Origin of the sequence: Paraburkholderia sediminicola (assembly GCF_046027355.1) — a bacterium.
In the GTDB taxonomy this organism is placed as follows: Bacteria; Pseudomonadota; Gammaproteobacteria; order Burkholderiales; family Burkholderiaceae; genus Paraburkholderia; species Paraburkholderia sediminicola_B.
This window is the reverse complement of the sequence record NZ_JAQQEK010000023.1, coordinates 73,091-88,521: the sequence shown is the minus strand read 5'-3', so window position 1 is coordinate 88,521 and position 15,431 is coordinate 73,091. Positions and strand designations below refer to the sequence as shown.

At 64.9% G+C, this 15,431-nt stretch carries 14 protein-coding genes; 11 read left to right on the top strand and 3 right to left on the bottom strand.

Annotated features, from left to right (window positions below; all coding sequences use genetic code 11):
• Positions 1-162: 162 nt before the first annotated feature.
• The 3 genes from purD to upp all read right to left on the bottom strand — a co-directional run bounded on the left by purD (position 163) and on the right by upp (position 3,541).
• Positions 163-1,461 carry a phosphoribosylamine--glycine ligase gene (purD, locus tag PQR42_RS31635; protein ID WP_408214459.1) on the bottom strand — a complete coding sequence of 433 codons (1,299 nt, stop codon included), beginning with the start codon at positions 1,459-1,461 and terminating at the stop codon, positions 163-165.
• Positions 1,462-1,699: 238 nt separating this feature from the next.
• Positions 1,700-2,428, bottom strand: coding sequence for a YebC/PmpR family DNA-binding transcriptional regulator (locus PQR42_RS31630; RefSeq protein ID WP_408214462.1), 729 nt, complete (start codon positions 2,426-2,428; stop codon positions 1,700-1,702).
• A gap of 462 nt (positions 2,429-2,890) precedes the next feature.
• Positions 2,891-3,541: a uracil phosphoribosyltransferase gene (upp, locus tag PQR42_RS31625; RefSeq protein ID WP_012432337.1), complete on the bottom strand. Its 651-nt coding sequence runs from the start codon at positions 3,539-3,541 to the stop codon at positions 2,891-2,893.
• A gap of 289 nt (positions 3,542-3,830) precedes the next feature.
• Here upp and PQR42_RS31620 point away from each other — a divergent pair, with 289 nt between their 5' ends.
• From PQR42_RS31620 to sugE, 11 genes are all read left to right on the top strand, one after another.
• Positions 3,831-4,610 carry an SDR family oxidoreductase gene (locus PQR42_RS31620; protein ID WP_408388356.1) on the top strand — a complete coding sequence of 260 codons (780 nt, stop codon included), beginning with the start codon at positions 3,831-3,833 and terminating at the stop codon, positions 4,608-4,610.
• Between the two features lie 63 nt (positions 4,611-4,673).
• Positions 4,674-5,063 carry a methylglyoxal synthase gene (locus tag PQR42_RS31615; RefSeq protein WP_408214467.1) on the top strand — a complete coding sequence of 130 codons (390 nt, stop codon included), beginning with the start codon at positions 4,674-4,676 and terminating at the stop codon, positions 5,061-5,063.
• A 49-nt stretch (positions 5,064-5,112) separates the two neighbouring features.
• Positions 5,113-6,087, top strand: coding sequence for a quinone oxidoreductase family protein (locus PQR42_RS31610; protein ID WP_408214656.1), 975 nt, complete (start codon positions 5,113-5,115; stop codon positions 6,085-6,087).
• A 253-nt stretch (positions 6,088-6,340) separates the two neighbouring features.
• Positions 6,341-6,454 carry a potassium ABC transporter ATPase gene (locus PQR42_RS31605; protein ID WP_132375289.1) on the top strand — a complete coding sequence of 38 codons (114 nt, stop codon included), beginning with the start codon at positions 6,341-6,343 and terminating at the stop codon, positions 6,452-6,454.
• Positions 6,451-6,543 carry a K(+)-transporting ATPase subunit F gene (kdpF, locus tag PQR42_RS31600; RefSeq protein WP_011487462.1) on the top strand — a complete coding sequence of 31 codons (93 nt, stop codon included), beginning with the start codon at positions 6,451-6,453 and terminating at the stop codon, positions 6,541-6,543. Before PQR42_RS31605 ends, kdpF begins: the two co-directional genes overlap by 4 nt.
• Positions 6,540-8,345, top strand: a complete 1,806-nt coding sequence (gene kdpA / locus PQR42_RS31595) for a potassium-transporting ATPase subunit KdpA (protein WP_408388354.1) — start codon at positions 6,540-6,542, stop codon at positions 8,343-8,345. The genes kdpF and kdpA overlap by 4 nt, the downstream gene beginning before the upstream one ends.
• A gap of 56 nt (positions 8,346-8,401) precedes the next feature.
• Positions 8,402-10,486 carry a potassium-transporting ATPase subunit KdpB gene (kdpB, locus tag PQR42_RS31590; RefSeq protein ID WP_408214472.1) on the top strand — a complete coding sequence of 695 codons (2,085 nt, stop codon included), beginning with the start codon at positions 8,402-8,404 and terminating at the stop codon, positions 10,484-10,486.
• A 27-nt stretch (positions 10,487-10,513) separates the two neighbouring features.
• Entirely contained in the window at positions 10,514-11,092 is a 579-nt protein-coding gene (gene kdpC / locus PQR42_RS31585) for a potassium-transporting ATPase subunit KdpC (protein ID WP_408214474.1), read from the top strand.
• 183 nt (positions 11,093-11,275) lie between these two features.
• Positions 11,276-14,110 carry a DUF4118 domain-containing protein gene (locus PQR42_RS31580; RefSeq protein ID WP_408388352.1) on the top strand — a complete coding sequence of 945 codons (2,835 nt, stop codon included), beginning with the start codon at positions 11,276-11,278 and terminating at the stop codon, positions 14,108-14,110.
• The gene (gene kdpE, locus PQR42_RS31575) at positions 14,103-14,801 is read left to right on the top strand and encodes a two-component system response regulator KdpE (RefSeq protein WP_132375283.1); all 699 of its coding nucleotides are present in this window, start codon (positions 14,103-14,105) and stop codon (positions 14,799-14,801) included. The genes PQR42_RS31580 and kdpE overlap by 8 nt, the downstream gene beginning before the upstream one ends.
• Before the next feature lie 153 nt (positions 14,802-14,954).
• Positions 14,955-15,275: a quaternary ammonium compound efflux SMR transporter SugE gene (gene sugE / locus PQR42_RS31570; RefSeq protein WP_106280325.1), complete on the top strand. Its 321-nt coding sequence runs from the start codon at positions 14,955-14,957 to the stop codon at positions 15,273-15,275.
• The last annotated feature ends 156 nt before the right edge of the window (positions 15,276-15,431 follow it).

Genomic DNA, 15,431 nt, shown 5'->3' with positions numbered 1-15,431 from the left:
AACCTGCGAAGGCGCGGCCATACGGTTTTTCGCGCCGGGCGGGATGCTGCCGGCTCCGGTCAGCCCATATCGGCCCACATGGTGCGGTGGGCTCAGGAACCGCCGCGAAAACCCGCAGTGTAGCGCCGTTGGCGCCGCACGCGGGCGAGTGGGGGTTATGGCTTAGTGCTTGCCTTCGGTCTTGGCGTCGTGCTTGCGGTTCAGCGCGCGGTAGCCGATGTCGCGGCGATACTGCATACCGTCGAACGAGATCTGGTTGATCGTTTCGTACGCGACCGACTGCGCGCTGCGCACCGAATCCGCGAGACCCACCACGCACAGCACGCGGCCGCCCGAGGTGGTCAGCTTGCCGTCCGCCAACGTGGTGCCGGCGTGGAACGTGACCGAATCCGCGGTTTCAGCCGGAATGTCGTTGATGCGGTCGCCCTTGCGCGGCGTGTCCGGATAGTTGTACGCGGCGAGCACGACACCGAGCGCGGTGCGGCGGTCCCACTCCAGTTCCACCGTATCGAGCGTGCCGGCGATGGCCTGCTCGACCACCTTCGAATAGTCGCCCTTCAGACGCGCCATGATCGGCTGCGTTTCGGGGTCGCCCATGCGGCAGTTGAATTCGAGCGTTTTCGGGTTGCCTTGCGCGTCGATCATCAGACCCGCGTACAGGAAGCCGGTGTAGCGGATGCCTTCCTTTTCCATGCCGCGCACCGTCGGCAGGATGATTTCGCGCATCACGCGGGCATGCAGTTGCGGCGTGACGATCGGCGCGGGCGAATAGGCGCCCATGCCGCCCGTGTTCGGGCCCTGGTCGCCGTCGAGCAGACGCTTGTGGTCCTGGCTCGAGGCGAGCGGCAACACATGCTTGCCGTCGACCATCACGATGAAGCTCGCTTCCTCGCCGGCGAGGAACTCCTCGATCACGACACGCGCGCCGGCGTCGCCGAGCTTGTTGTCCGACAGCATCATATCGACCGCGGCGTGCGCTTCTTCCAGCGTTTGCGCGACCACCACGCCCTTGCCCGCGGCGAGACCGTCGGCCTTGATGACGATCGGCGCGCCCTTGGCGTCGAGGTACGCGTGCGCGGCGGCGACGTCGGCGAAGGTTTCGTATTCGGCCGTCGGGATCGCGTGGCGCTTCATGAATGCCTTGGCGAAGTCCTTCGAGCTTTCGAGCTGAGCGGCTTCCTTGGTCGGTCCGAAAATCTTCAGACCGCGCGAGCGAAACAGATTGACGATGCCGGCCGCGAGCGGCGCTTCCGGCCCGACCAGCGTGAAGGCGATCTGTTCCTGTTCGACGAAATCGGCGAGCGCAGCCGGCTCGGTGATGTCGACGTTGCGCAGACGCTCGTCCTGGGCGGTGCCGCCGTTGCCAGGAGCCACGTAGACGAGCTGAACCCGCGGCGATTGCGCGAGCTTCCATGCGAGCGCATGTTCGCGACCGCCGGAACCGACGACGAGTAACTTCATTTGAATCCCCGAGACTTAAAAACCATAAACGGCTGACGCAGCACGCTCAGCCGTGGAATGACAACAAGGTTCGCATTGAGCCCGCAGCAGCCGTTGGCGGCGCGGGGCGCAGTACGAACCCGGGTGGACGCGCGGTGCATGACCACACTCACGCCCGCTCAGCAGCAACGCGAGGGCCAGCCGGCGGCGCGGGCGTGGTGCGATGCAAATGCACGCGCCACGCGCCGCCGGGGCGCGCTCATTCGTCGGCGATCGCGGCGTTTGTATAGACTTCCTGCACGTCGTCCAGATTCTCCAGCGCGTCGAGCAGCTTCTGCATTTTCACTGCGTCGTCGCCGGTGAACTCGACTTCCGTCTGAGGTTTCATCGTCACCTCGGCCAACTCGGCCTTGAAACCCACGGCTTCCAGCGCGGACTTCACCTTCGGGAAATCGTTCGGCGGGCACAGCACTTCGATACTGCCGTCTTCATTCGTGACGACGTCGTCGGCGCCGGCTTCTAGCGCGGCTTCCATCAGCTTGTCTTCCGGCGTGCCGGGCGCGAACAGGAACTGGCCGACGTGATCGAACATGAACGCCACCGAGCCGTCCGTGCCCATGTTGCCGCCGTTCTTCGAGAACGCGTGACGCACTTCCGCCACCGTACGCGTGCGGTTGTCGGTCATGGTGTCGACGATCACCGCCGCGCCGCCGATGCCGTAGCCTTCGTAGCGGATTTCTTCGTAGCTTGCGCCGTCCACGCCGCCCACGCCACGCTGGATTGCGCGGTTGACGTTATCTTTCGGCATGTTGGCGTCGTAGGCCTTTTCGACGGCGAGCCGTAGGCGCGGGTTCGAGTCGATGTCGCCGCCGCCCATGCGCGCCGCGACCTGGATTTCCTTGATGAGCCGCGTCCAGACCTTGCCGCGCTTGGCGTCGGCCGCTGCTTTCTTATGCTTGATGTTGGCCCATTTCGAATGACCCGCCATACCTTTCTCCATCGCGCGCGCCAGTGGGGCGCACGCATTGTGCAATTGTCGTTGCGATGTCGGGCGCTTGCGCGTGTTTGCGCGCGGTTGCTTGTTGTGCGCCTCGATGTCAAACCGTCCGCTGCCTGACTGTCCAGCTCAACTGTTCGTGACTAACCGTCCGGAACCCAAGCGTTTCGAGCCTGATCACGCCCAGCCGGGCCCGGCTAGCGGGACCGCGGGTCGGCAGCGCGATTGGGACGGGGCGGTGCGGCTGGCACGCGGCAAACGCCGCGCCGGCCTGCCAGGCCCCGCGAAAGGCGCGGGGCGCCAGGCGGTGGTGCGAGTTGAGCCGCTCTTTGAGCGGATTCGAATTTTATCACGCCGCAGGGGTGCGGCAGAGGACGAGATAACGGCAAACGCTGCGAAAAGTGCGCAACAGCGGCGTCTGATGCACGCCGTCACGCAGTTTTCAGGCCGCTTTCAGTTTTTCGTGCCGAACAGGCGGTCGCCGGCGTCGCCGAGACCCGGGACGATGTACGCGTGCTCGTTCAGATGCGAATCGAGCGACGCGACATACAGCTTGACGTCCGGATGGGCGTCCTGGAACACCTGCACGCCTTCGGGCGCGGCGACCAGCGCGAGGAACATGATGTTCTCGCCAGCGACGTTGCGGCGCTTGAGCACGTCGACCGCGTGCACGGCGGAATAGCCGGTCGCGACCATCGGATCGCACAGGATGAACACGCGATCTTCGAGATCCGGCAGGCGCACCAGATATTCGACCGGCCGATGGTCCTCGGCGCGATACACGCCGATGTGCCCCACCCGCGCCGACGGCACCAGCTCCAGCAGGCCGTCCGACATGCCGATGCCGGCCCGCAGCACCGGCACGATCGCCAGCTTCTTGCCGGCGATCACCGGCGCGTCGATCTCGACGAGCGGCGTGGTGAGGCGGCGCGTGGTCATGGGCAGATTGCGGGTGATTTCGTAGCCCATCAGCAGCGTGATTTCACGCAGCAGTTCGCGGAACGTGCGAGTCGAGGTATCCCGGTCGCGCATATGCGACAGCTTGTGCTGGATCAGCGGGTGATCGAGGATGAAGAGATTGGGAAAACGGCTGTCCTGGGTCATGGCGGGTGCGCACGGGGCGGCTAGAGGGATCGGTTCGGCGCGCCGCGTGGCCGGTGAACCGGCTGGTAGGCGGACGCGCCACGGCGCAAGTTTACCGAAAGAGTGCCGCCCGAAGATACCGGAGATTGCAGCGGCCCGGCGCAGTCCGGCACCGATTCTTCTAGAATCGGGGAAACTTTGCCGCGAGAGGGCATCCAGAGCCGTCGCTTCGCGCCAGACGCCCGGACGGAGAGAACCTGGGGCGGCCCGGCGTTTTCTCACGAGGCACAACTTCACGAGGAGAACACTGATGGACATGGGAATCGCAGGACGCACCGCGCTGGTCTGCGCGGCCAGCAAGGGTTTGGGGCGCGGCTGCGCGGAAGCGCTCGCCGCCGAAGGCGTCAACCTGACGATCGTCGCGCGCACCGCCGAGACGCTGGAGGCGACCGCGGCGGAGATTCGCAAGCAAAGCGGCGTCGAGGTGAAGACGGTGGCCTGCGACATCACCATACCGGAAGGGCGTGCCGCGGCGCTCGCCGTTTGCCCTCAGCCGGACATTCTGGTCAATAACGCAGGTGGCCCGCCGCCGGGCGACTTCCGCGACTTCACGCATGACGACTGGATCCGCGCGCTCGAGAGCAACATGCTCACGCCGATCGAGCTGATTCGCGCGACCATCGATTCGATGAGCGCGAACGGTTATGGGCGCATCGTCAACATTACGAGTTCGGCGGTGAAGGCGCCGATCGACGTGCTCGGGTTGTCCAACGGCGCACGCTCGGGGCTGACCGGTTTTGTCGCGGGACTCGCGCGCAAGGTCGCGCCCACCGGCGTGACGATCAACAACCTGCTGCCGGGGCTGTTCGACACCGATCGCATCGGCGTCACCTTCGAGGCGCAAGCCAAGGCGCAAAACATTTCCGTCGACGACGCGCGCAAGCAGCGCACGAAGACGATTCCCGCCGGCCGTTTCGGCACACGGGAGGAATTCGGCGCCGCCTGTGCCTTCCTGTGCAGCGTGCATGCCGGCTATATCACCGGGCAGAACTGGCTGATCGACGGCGGCGCCTATCCCGGCACGTTCTGAACGGCACGTCCTAAAGCATCACCACAACAACGACAATCACAACGGTTTCAGGAGTCTTACGTCATGACCACCCGTATCGCGCTGATCGCGCACGATCATAAAAAGGACGACATCGTCAAACTGGCCGGCGAATACGTCGACACGCTGCGGCGCTGCGACATCGTGGCGACCGGCACGACCGGCGGGCGCATCGCCGACGCGCACGGCCTCACGGTCGAGCGGATGCTGTCCGGCCCGCACGGCGGCGACCTGCAGATCGGCGCGCAACTCGCGGAAGGGCGCGTGGACATGGTGATCTTCCTGCGCGACCCGATGACGCCGCAGCCGCACGAGCCGGACATCAATGCGCTGGTCCGCGCGTGCGACGTGCACAACATTCCGTGCGCGACCAACATTTCGACGGCGCGCATGGTGCTCGACTCGCTGACCTTGCGCCTCACGCAACAGATTTGAGCTCGCACTCACGACCCGATCAAGCGACACCCAACCTCAAGGAGACATGATGGTCAAAGCAATCCGATTCGATAAAACCGGCGGCCCCGAAGTGATGAAGTGGGTCGACGTCGAAGTCGGTGAGCCGGGCGCGGGCGAGATCCGCGTCAGGCAGACGGCGGTCGGGCTGAACTATATCGACGTGTACTTCCGCAAGGGTCTGTATCCGTTGCCGTTGCCCGGCGGGCTCGGCATGGAGGCGGCCGGCGAAGTGACGGCGCTCGGCTCGGGCGTGACCGGTCTGAAGGTGGGCGACCGCATCGCCTACGTGGGGCGTCCGCCCGGCGCATACGCGCAGGAACGCGTGCTGCCGGCCGCGCAGGTCGTGAAGGTGCCCGACGCCCTGAGCGACGAGCAGGCCGCCTCGGTGATGCTGCAAGGCCTGACCGCGCAATATCTGCTGCGCCGCACGTATCCCGTGAAAGCCGGCGACACGATCCTGATTCAGGCCGCGGCGGGCGGCGTGGGTCTGCTGGTGTGCCAGTGGGCGAAGGCGCTCGGCGCGACGGTGATCGGCACGGTCGGCTCGGATGAAAAAGCGGAGATCGCCACGGCGCACGGCTGCGATCACGCGATTGTCTACACGCGCGAGAACTTCACCAAGCGCGTGCGCGAGATTACCAACGGCGCGGGCGTGCCGGTGGTATACGACTCGATCGGTAAAGACACGTTTACGGCCTCGCTCGATTGTCTCGCGCCGCTCGGCATGTTCGTGAGCTTCGGCAATGCATCGGGGCCGTTGCCGCCGATCGACTCGTCGGAATTCGCCGGACGCGGTTCGCTGTTCTTCACGCGCCCGACGCTCTTTACCTACATCGCCAAACGCAGCGACTACGAGGCGATGTCCACCGAACTGTTCGACGTGCTGGTGTCGGGCAAGGTGAAGACAAGCATCAACCAGCGTTATGCGCTGGCGGATGTCGGGAAAGCGCACGCGGATCTCGAAGGGCGCCGCACGACGGGCTCGACGGTGCTGTTGCCGTAACGCCCATGACATGAGCGCGCCGGCAACCGTCGTATAAAAACCGCGCTCGTTCGCGGCAGCGCCACGGCCCAGGCCGAACCGACGCGGCACGCCGCAAAACCACGCCCAGCAAGCATAAGGCCGTTCCATCGCAGGATGGAACGGCCTTGTCCGTTTACGCGATTTTTATATACGCCACCCCATCTTTGACCAGCCCTTTACACGGTTCGGCATAACGTTGCGGCTATCCAAAGTCCGTGAATGGAGACCAAAAATGGATGTGCTGTATGTCGGGGGGCTGGTGCTGTTTTCCGCGCTGACCTTCGCGTTGATTATCGGCTGCGAGAAGTTGATGCAGTTTCGCCGTGGGCAGGGAGCACGCTCATGAACTGGATTCTCTGGTTGTCCGGCGCGGCGACCGCGCTGCTGTTTGTGTACCTGGTCTATGCGCTGTTGCGCGCGGAGGACATTGAATGAACTCGAACAATGTCCTGCAAGCGGGCCTCTTCATCGTCGTGCTGCTGGCAGCCGCGGTGCCGATGTCCCGCTATCTGAGCGCCGTGATGGACGGCAGCTCGCGCGTGGTCCGCTTCGGCGGTCCCGTCGAACGTTTCCTGTACCGCATCGCGGGCGTCGATTCGTCGACGGAAATGAGCTGGAAGCACTACGCGATTGCCACGATCGCGTTCAACGTGCTCGGCGTGGCGTTCCTCTACGTGCTGTTGCGCGTGCAAGGCTGGCTGCCGGCCAACCCACAGCAGTTCGGCCCGATGACGGTCGACGGCGCATTCAACACGGCCGTCAGTTTCGTGTCGAACACGAACTGGCAAGACTACTCGCCTGAGCAAACCGTCAGCTATCTGACGCAGATGCTCGGCTTCACCGTGCAGAACTTCCTTTCGGCGGCCACCGGCATCGTAGTGGTGGTCGCGCTGATTCGCGGCTTCGCGCGTCACACCGCGCAAACCATCGGCAACTTCTGGGTCGACATCACGCGCGTGACGCTCTACGTATTGCTGCCGATGTCGGCCATCGTCGCGGCTCTGCTGATGAGCCAGGGCGTGGTGCAGAACTTCAAGGCCTATGAAGATGTGCCGACGCTGCAAACCACCACGTACGCCGCACCGAAGCTCGACGCGCAAGGCAATCCGGTGAAGGACGCCAAGGGCAACCCGGTGACGATCGATACGCCGGTGAAGACCCAGACCCTCGCAATGGGCCCGGTTGCTTCACAGGAAGCGATCAAGATGCTCGGCACCAATGGTGGCGGCTTCTTTAACGGCAACTCGGCGCATCCGTATGAAAATCCGACGCCGTTCTCGAACTTCCTGCAGATCTTCTCGATCCTGATCATTCCCGCGGCGCTGGCGCTGGTGTTCGGCCGCATGATCGCGGACCGCAAGCAGGGCGTGGCCGTGCTCGCCGCCATGACGATCGCGTTTGCCGTCTGTGTGTTCGGCGAGATCAGCGCCGAGCAGGTCGGCAATCCGGCCATCGCTGCATTGCATGTTGATCAGTCGGCCAATGCGCTGCAGTCGGGCGGCAATGCGGAAGGCAAGGAAACGCGCTTCGGCATCGCGCAGTCGGGCATCTTCACGGTCGCGACCACCGCGGCTTCGTGCGGCGCGGTTGCCAACACGCACGACTCGCTGACGCCGATCGGCGGCCTCTATCCGATGCTGCTGATGCAACTCGGCGAAGTGATCTTCGGCGGCGTGGGTTCCGGTATGTACGGGATGCTCGTGTTCGCGATGCTGGCCGTGTTCGTGGCGGGCCTGATGATCGGCCGCACGCCGGAATACGTCGGCAAGAAGATCGAAGCGTATGAGATGAAGATGGTGTCGATCGTCGTGCTGCTCACGCCGCTGCTGGTGCTGGTCGGTACGTCGATCGCGGTGTTGAGCGACGCGGGCAAGGCGGGCATCGCCAACCCCGGCGCGCACGGTTTCTCCGAAATCCTCTACGCGTTCAGTTCGGCCGCCAATAACAACGGCAGCGCATTCGCGGGCCTTACCGTGAGCACGCCGTTCTACAACTGGTTGACAGCGATCGCGATGTGGTTCGGCCGCTTCGGCACGATCGTTCCGGTGCTCGCGATTGCCGGCTCGCTCGCCGCGAAAAAACGCATCGGCGTGACGGGCGGCACGCTGCCCACGCACGGACCGCTGTTCGTCGTGCTGTTGCTCGGCACGGTGCTGCTGGTCGGCGCGCTGACTTATGTGCCTGCGCTCGCGCTCGGTCCTGGTGTCGAACATCTGATCATGATGGGCGCCCATTGAGGCGGCCCTTGCGAACCCATGACTGAACAGGCGCAAACGGGAAATTCGAGGATTCAATGACTGAACATAATGCAACCCGGTCCATGTTCGACCCGGCGCTAGTGCGCCCGGCGATCGTGGACTCCTTCAAGAAGCTCACGCCACGCACGCAGTTCCGCAATCCGGTGATGTTCTGCGTGTACGTGGGCAGCATTCTCACGACCATTCTCTGGATCGCCGCGCTCGGCGGCCAGGCCGAGGCGCCCGCGGGCTTCATTCTCGCGGTCACCTTGTGGCTGTGGTTCACGGTGCTGTTCGCCAACTTCGCGGAAGCGCTCGCCGAAGGCCGTTCGAAGGCCCAGGCCGCGTCGCTGCGCAGCGCGAAGAAAGACGTGATGGCCAAGAAGCTCAACGAGCCGCATCCGAAGTCGCCGATCCGCGTTCTGACGGCTTCCGATCTGCGCAAGGGCGACGTGGTGCTGGTCGAAACCGGCGACGTAATTCCGGCCGACGGCGAAGTGATCGACGGTGTCGCGTCGGTCGACGAATCGGCGATCACGGGCGAATCCGCGCCGGTGATCCGCGAATCGGGCGGCGACTTTTCGTCGGTGACGGGCGGCACGCGCGTGCTGTCGGACTGGATCGTGGTGCGCGTCACGGCGAATCCGGGCGAAGCGTTCCTCGACCGCATGATCGCGATGGTGGAAGGCGCGAAGCGTCAGAAGACGCCGAATGAAATCGCCCTGACGATTCTGCTGGTTGCCTTGACGATCGTGATGCTGCTGGCCACCGCCACGCTGCTGCCGTTCTCGATGTTCTCGGTCGAAGCCGCGAAGGCTGGCCACGTGGTGACGATCACCGCGTTGGTCGCGCTGCTGGTGTGTCTGATTCCGACCACGATCGGTGGTTTGTTGTCGGCGATCGGCGTGGCCGGCATGAGCCGCATGATGCAGGCGAACGTGATCGCGACGTCGGGCCGTGCCGTGGAAGCGGCCGGCGACGTCGACGTGCTGTTGCTCGACAAGACCGGCACCATCACGCTCGGCAACCGCCAGGCTTCGCAATTCGTGCCGGCGCCGGGTTTGACGGAAGAATCGCTCGCGGATGCCGCACAACTGTCGTCGCTCGCCGACGAAACGCCGGAAGGCCGCAGCATCGTCGTGCTGGCAAAGCAGCGCTTCAACATCCGTCAACGCGATATGGCCTCGCTGCATGCCACGTTCCTCGCGTTCACGGCGCAAACGCGCATGAGCGGCGTCGATCTGCCGGGCCGTGAGATTCGCAAGGGCGCGGCCGATGCGGTCAAGAACTACGTCGAAGCGAACGGCGGCCGTTTCCCCAACGAAGTCAGCAACGCCGTGGCCGAAGTCGCGCGGCGCGGCAGCACGCCGCTGGTGGTCGCCGAGAAGGGCGAGCAGGGCGCGCGCGTGCTCGGCGTGATCGAGTTGAAGGACGTCGTGAAGGGCGGCATCAAGGAACGTTTCGCCGAACTGCGCAAGATGGGCATCAAGACCATCATGGTGACGGGCGACAACCGTCTGACCGCGGCGGCGATTGCCGCGGAAGCCGGGGTCGACGATTTCCTCGCCGAAGCCACGCCGGAAGCGAAGCTCGCCACGATCCGCGCGCACCAGGCCGAAGGGCGCCTCGTCGCAATGACCGGCGACGGCACCAATGACGCCCCGGCGCTCGCGCAGGCCGACGTCGCGGTGGCGATGAACACCGGCACGCAGGCCGCGAAGGAAGCGGGCAACATGGTCGACCTCGATTCGAATCCGACCAAGCTGATCGAGATCGTCGAGATCGGCAAGCAGATGCTGATGACGCGCGGTTCGCTCACCACGTTCTCGATTGCCAACGACGTCGCCAAATACTTCGCGATCATTCCGGCCGCGTTCGCCACGACCTATCCGGCGCTGAATGCGCTGAACGTGATGCACCTGGCCACGCCGGCCTCGGCCATCATGTCGGCGGTGATTTTCAACGCGCTGATCATCGTGCTGTTGATTCCGCTGGCGCTCAAGGGCGTGCGTTATCGCGCGCTGGGCGCGGCGATCCTGCTGCGCCGCAATCTGCTGATCTACGGTTTGGGCGGGATCATCGTGCCGTTCATCGGCATCAAGCTGATCGATATGGTGCTGGCCGCGTTCGGTTGGGTCTAAGCGCTAGTTCAAGAGGAATTATTCATCATGAAAAATCTGTTCCGTCCGTTGATCGTGATTTTCGCGGTGCTCACCGCCGTGACCGGACTTGCCTATCCCGCGGTGATGACCGCCGTCGGTCAGGCGGCCTTCAACGACCAGGCTAACGGCAGCATGCTCGAACAGGACGGCAAGGTGGTCGGCTCGAAGCTGATCGGCCAGCAGTTCGATGCGCCGCAATACTTCTGGGGCCGCCTGTCGGCCACCAGCCCGATGCCGTATAACGCGCAGGGTTCGAGCGGTTCGAATCTCGGCCCGACCAACCCGGCGTTGCTCGACGAAATCAAAGGCCGCCTCGACGCGTTGAAAGCGGCGGGTACGGATATGTCGAAGCCGGTGCCGGTCGATCTGGTGACGTCGTCGGGCAGCGGTCTCGATCCCGAGATCAGCCCGGCGGCTGCGGCTTATCAGATCGAGCGCGTCGCCAAGACACGCAAGCTCGCGGCGAACGATGTGCAGGCGCTGGTGGATCGCTATACGAGCGGCCGTCAGTTCGGCATTCTGGGTGAGCCGCGCGTGAACGTGCTGGAACTGAACCTGGCGCTGGACGAGATGAAGCACGGTTGATCGACGAAACGCGGCAGCGCTTCGCTTCGCAAAGGCGGCGTCCGCGCGACTCCGCCTTTGCCTTTTGACGGCGCGACGCCATGTACGGTGACCGCGGTGTACGGTGGCCGCTATTTGCGGCCGGGCCGCCGCCGTGCCACCATGCATACACCGCCGCTCGTCCAACGATGAAAACCATTGAGCATGAACCGCCCCGATCCCGATGAGTTGCTCGACAAGCTGCAACGCGACGAAGAAAAACGTCAGCGAGGCAGGCTGAAGATTTTTTTCGGCGCGTCGGCGGGCGTCGGCAAAACCTATGCGATGTTGCAGGCCGCGCGCCGCCGTCACGATGAAGGCGCGGACGTGGTGGTCGGCATCGCCGAAACGCATGGCCGCACTGAAACCGCGGCATTGCTCGACGGTCTCGACGTGCTGCCGCTCGCGCATATCGAGTATCGCGGCCGCAAGCTCGGCGAGTTCGATCTCGACGCCGCGCTGGCCCGCAAGCCGGCGCTGATTCTCGTCGACGAACTCGCGCATTCGAACGTGCAGGGCGCACGGCATCTGAAGCGCTGGCAGGACGTCTACGAACTGCTCGACGCCGGCATCGACGTCTATACGACGGTCAACGTCCAGCACCTCGAAAGCCTGAACGACGTGGTCGGCCAGATCACTGGCATTCGCGTCTGGGAGACGGTGCCGGATCGCGTGTTCGATCGCGCCGACGAAGTCACGCTGGTCGATTTGCCCGCCGAGGAACTGCTCGACCGGATGCGCGACGGCAAGGTGTATATGCCGCAGCAGGCCGAGCGCGCGGTGCGCAACTTCTTTCGCAAAGGCAATCTGATCGCGCTGCGCGAGCTGGCGTTGCGCCGCACCGCGGATCGCGTCGATGCGCAGATGCGGGAATATCGCGCCGACCGTTCGATCCAGCGCATCTGGCAGGCGCGCGAGCGCTTGCTGGTGTGCGTCGGCCCCGGCCCGGAAGCGCCGATGCTGGTGCGCGCGGCGGCGCGTCTAGCCGCCAGCCTGAAGGCCGACTGGATCGCCGTCTATGTCGAGACGCCTGCGTTGCAGCGTTTGCCGGATGCGCGCCGCGAACGCACGCTGAACGCGTTGAAGCTCGCCGCGGAACTCGGCGCCGAAACCGCCACGCTGGCGGCCGCCGACGCGGCCGTCGCGTTGATCGGCTACGCGCAGGCGCGCAACGTGTCGAAGCTGGTGGCCGGCGCCTCGGCACGCACGGGCGTGAAGCGCTGGCTGCGCAGGCCGCTCGGCGAACGTATCGCCGAGAAGGCGGGCGATCTCGATCTCACGCTGATTCGCGCCTCGTCCGAACGCGACGGCGGTGAGCATCGCCATCTGTTGAACACCACCGCGAACGCATGGCGCGAGGCGCTAAGCGCGGCGCGCGAACGCCGCTCGCCGCCGCGCGCCTACGGCTTCGCGCTGTTGATCTGCGCGGCCATCACGCTGCTGGCGAGCCAGTTGATCGATCATATCGATCTGACCAACCTCGTCATGCTGTACCTGCTCGGCGTGATCTTCGCCGCGGTGAAGCTGGGACGCGGACCCGGCGTGCTGCTGTCGTTCATGAGCGTGGCCGCATTCGATTTCTTCTTCGTGCCGCCGCGCATGTCGCTGTCGGTCTCCGATACGCAGTATCTGCTGACCTTTTTGGGCATGCTGCTGACTTCGTTGGTGATCAGCCATCTCACCTCGAGTCTGCGCCGGGAGGCGAGCGTGGCGCGGCGCCGCGAGCAGCGCACCGGCGCGATGTACGCGATGGCGCGCGAACTGGCCGCGGCGCTGACCATGGAACAGATCGTCGGCATCGGCAGCCGTCATGTGAGCGAGGTGTTCGGCGCGCGCGTGGCGATTCTGTTGCCGGACAGCGTCGATCAGGTGAAGCAGAAGATCGAGGATCCCGACGCGGCGATCACGCTCGAAGGCGAGATGCTCGATAGCGACGTCGGCCAATGGGTCTACGATCAGCAGAAGCCGGCCGGCCACGGCACCGACACGCTGCCGGCCGCCGCCGCGCTCTACCTGCCGCTCAAGGCGCCGATGCGCACGCGCGGCGTGCTCGCGGTCGTGATGCGCGACGAGGGCGAGCTCGACGTGCCCGAGCAGCAGCGCATGCTCGACGCGTTCGCCGCGCAGATCGCGCTTGCGCTGGAGCGGGTGCATTACGTCGACATCGCGCGAGATGCGCTCGTCAACATGGAGTCGGAGCGCTTGCGCAACTCGTTGTTGTCGGCGATCTCGCACGATCTGCGCACGCCGTTGACGACCATCGTCGGCTTCTCGTCGATGCTCGCGCAAGCGCCTGACGCGCAGCCCAACAGCGAACTGGTCGAAGCGATTCACGAGGAAGCGCTGCGCATGACCGGCATCGTCACGAATCTGCTCGACATGGCGCGTCTGCAGGCGGGCAGTCTGCAGCTGAATCAGCAATGGACGCTGCTCGAAGAGACGGTAGGCGCCGCGCTGCGCGCGTGCAAACGCGTGCTGGCGAATCATCCGGTGCAGGTGAAACTACCCGCTGATCTGCCGCTGCTGCACCTCGACGCCGTGCTGATGGAGCGCCTCTTCTCCAACCTGTTCGAGAACGCCGCCAAATACACCGCACCGGCCACGCCTCTGACGATCGGCGCGCAGCGTCTCGACGCGGACGGCAAGTCGTTCGTGCGCGTGACCGTCGACGATAGCGGCCCGGGCCTGCCCGCCGGCATGGAAGCGCGTGTGTTCGAGAAATTCACGCGCGGCGAGAAGGAGTCGGCCAAGCCGGGCATCGGCCTGGGACTGGCGATCTGCCGCGCGATCGTGGAAGCGCACGGCGGTACAATCGGCGCGCTCAATCGCGTCTCGGCGGACGGCCGTGTCGAAGGCGCGCGCTTCTGGTTCACGCTGCCGGTGGAAACGCCGCCCGACGCACCGGATGCATTGGAGGACGAGGGCGCCGATTCCTTGACTCACGTCGACACCGGCAGCGATTCAACTCCTAACCCGCTTTCCAAGCCTAGCCATGAGTGACCCCAGCATCACCGTCGTCCTGATCGAAGACGAAAAGCAGATTCGCCGCTTTGTGCGAACGGCGCTGGAAGGCGAGGGCATCGTCGTGCACGACGCCGAAACCGGCAAGCAGGGTCTCGTCGAAGCCGCGACGCGCAAGCCCGATCTGGTGATCGTCGATCTCGGCCTGCCCGACACCGACGGTCTCGACGTCATCCGCGAACTGCGCGGCTGGAGCGAGCTGCCGGTGATCGTGCTGTCGGCGCGCACCCAGGAGAGCGAAAAAGTCGCCGCGCTCGATGCCGGCGCGGACGACTACCTCACCAAGCCGTTCGGCGTGTCCGAGTTGCTGGCGCGGATTCGCGCGCATATGCGGCGGCGCAATCAGGGCGGCGCCAACGAATCGCCGCAGGTGCGCTTCGGCACGGTGACCGTCGATCTGGCCCTGCGGCAGGTGAGCCGCGACGGCGCCGTCGTCCATCTGACGCCGATCGAATACCGGCTGCTCGCGACGCTGGTGCGCCATGCCGGCCGCGTGTTGACGCATCGCCAGTTGCTGCGCGACGTGTGGGGGCCGTCGCATGTCGAGAGCCATCACTATCTGCGCATCTATATGGCGCATCTGCGCGGCAAGCTGGAGCGCGACCCGGCGCAGCCGGAGCACATCATCACCGAAACGGGTGTCGGATACCGGCTGGTGGGCGCGGTTTGAGGCTGTGTCGGTAATTTGCAACGACGGGACGCGCAGGCTTGCGGCGGCCCGCCGCCGGCGGCGCCTGGGCGGTTTTGATATAATTACAGTTCGTAAGGACGACCTTGCGGTTTCACAAACGGGGACGGCCCCATCTGACCATGGAGCTGTCTCATGTCCTGGATTCTTCTGTTGATTGCCGGTTTGCTCGAAGTCGCGTGGGCGGCCGGTCTCAAAACCTCCGAGGGTTTTACCCGTCTCTGGCCGTCCGTGTTCACGGTCGTGACCGCGCTCGGCAGCTTTGTGCTGCTCGCCATGGCCATGCGCCAGTTGCCGCTCGGCACCGCCTACGCGGTGTGGACCGGGATCGGTGCGGTCGGCGCGTTCATCTTCGGGATTGTGATGATGGGCGAGGCGTTGAGCGTCGCGCGGGTCGCCAGCGCGGCGCTGATCGTGATCGGCTTGATCGGATTGAAGCTGTCTTCGGGGCATTGAGCCCCGCATTCCAAACCGCCGCCGGGCCCATTCGCCGAGTCCGCCGATGCCCGGGCGGCGTCCCACTCGAACTCGCCATTTAATCTCCGCTCTGCGTTCTGCGAATTAACGTGGCTATAATGAGATCGAATCCAACCTGAAATTGTCCGCGGCCCA

Bases quoted from the DNA above. Each gene is read 5' to 3' on its own strand.
- purD (WP_408214459.1), bottom strand. From the start codon at position 1,461: ATGAAGTTACTCGTCGTCGGTTCCGGCGGTCGCGAACATGCGCTCGCA.
- PQR42_RS31630 (WP_408214462.1), bottom strand. From the start codon at position 2,428: ATGGCGGGTCATTCGAAATGGGCCAACATCAAGCATAAGAAAGCAGCG.
- upp (WP_012432337.1), bottom strand. From the start codon at position 3,541: ATGACCCAGGACAGCCGTTTTCCCAATCTCTTCATCCTCGATCACCCG.
- PQR42_RS31620 (WP_408388356.1), top strand. From the start codon at position 3,831: ATGGACATGGGAATCGCAGGACGCACCGCGCTGGTCTGCGCGGCCAGC.
- PQR42_RS31615 (WP_408214467.1), top strand. From the start codon at position 4,674: ATGACCACCCGTATCGCGCTGATCGCGCACGATCATAAAAAGGACGAC.
- PQR42_RS31610 (WP_408214656.1), top strand. From the start codon at position 5,113: ATGGTCAAAGCAATCCGATTCGATAAAACCGGCGGCCCCGAAGTGATG.
- PQR42_RS31605 (WP_132375289.1), top strand. From the start codon at position 6,341: ATGGATGTGCTGTATGTCGGGGGGCTGGTGCTGTTTTCCGCGCTGACC.
- kdpF (WP_011487462.1), top strand. From the start codon at position 6,451: ATGAACTGGATTCTCTGGTTGTCCGGCGCGGCGACCGCGCTGCTGTTT.
- kdpA (WP_408388354.1), top strand. From the start codon at position 6,540: ATGAACTCGAACAATGTCCTGCAAGCGGGCCTCTTCATCGTCGTGCTG.
- kdpB (WP_408214472.1), top strand. From the start codon at position 8,402: ATGACTGAACATAATGCAACCCGGTCCATGTTCGACCCGGCGCTAGTG.
- kdpC (WP_408214474.1), top strand. From the start codon at position 10,514: ATGAAAAATCTGTTCCGTCCGTTGATCGTGATTTTCGCGGTGCTCACC.
- PQR42_RS31580 (WP_408388352.1), top strand. From the start codon at position 11,276: ATGAACCGCCCCGATCCCGATGAGTTGCTCGACAAGCTGCAACGCGAC.
- kdpE (WP_132375283.1), top strand. From the start codon at position 14,103: ATGAGTGACCCCAGCATCACCGTCGTCCTGATCGAAGACGAAAAGCAG.
- sugE (WP_106280325.1), top strand. From the start codon at position 14,955: ATGTCCTGGATTCTTCTGTTGATTGCCGGTTTGCTCGAAGTCGCGTGG.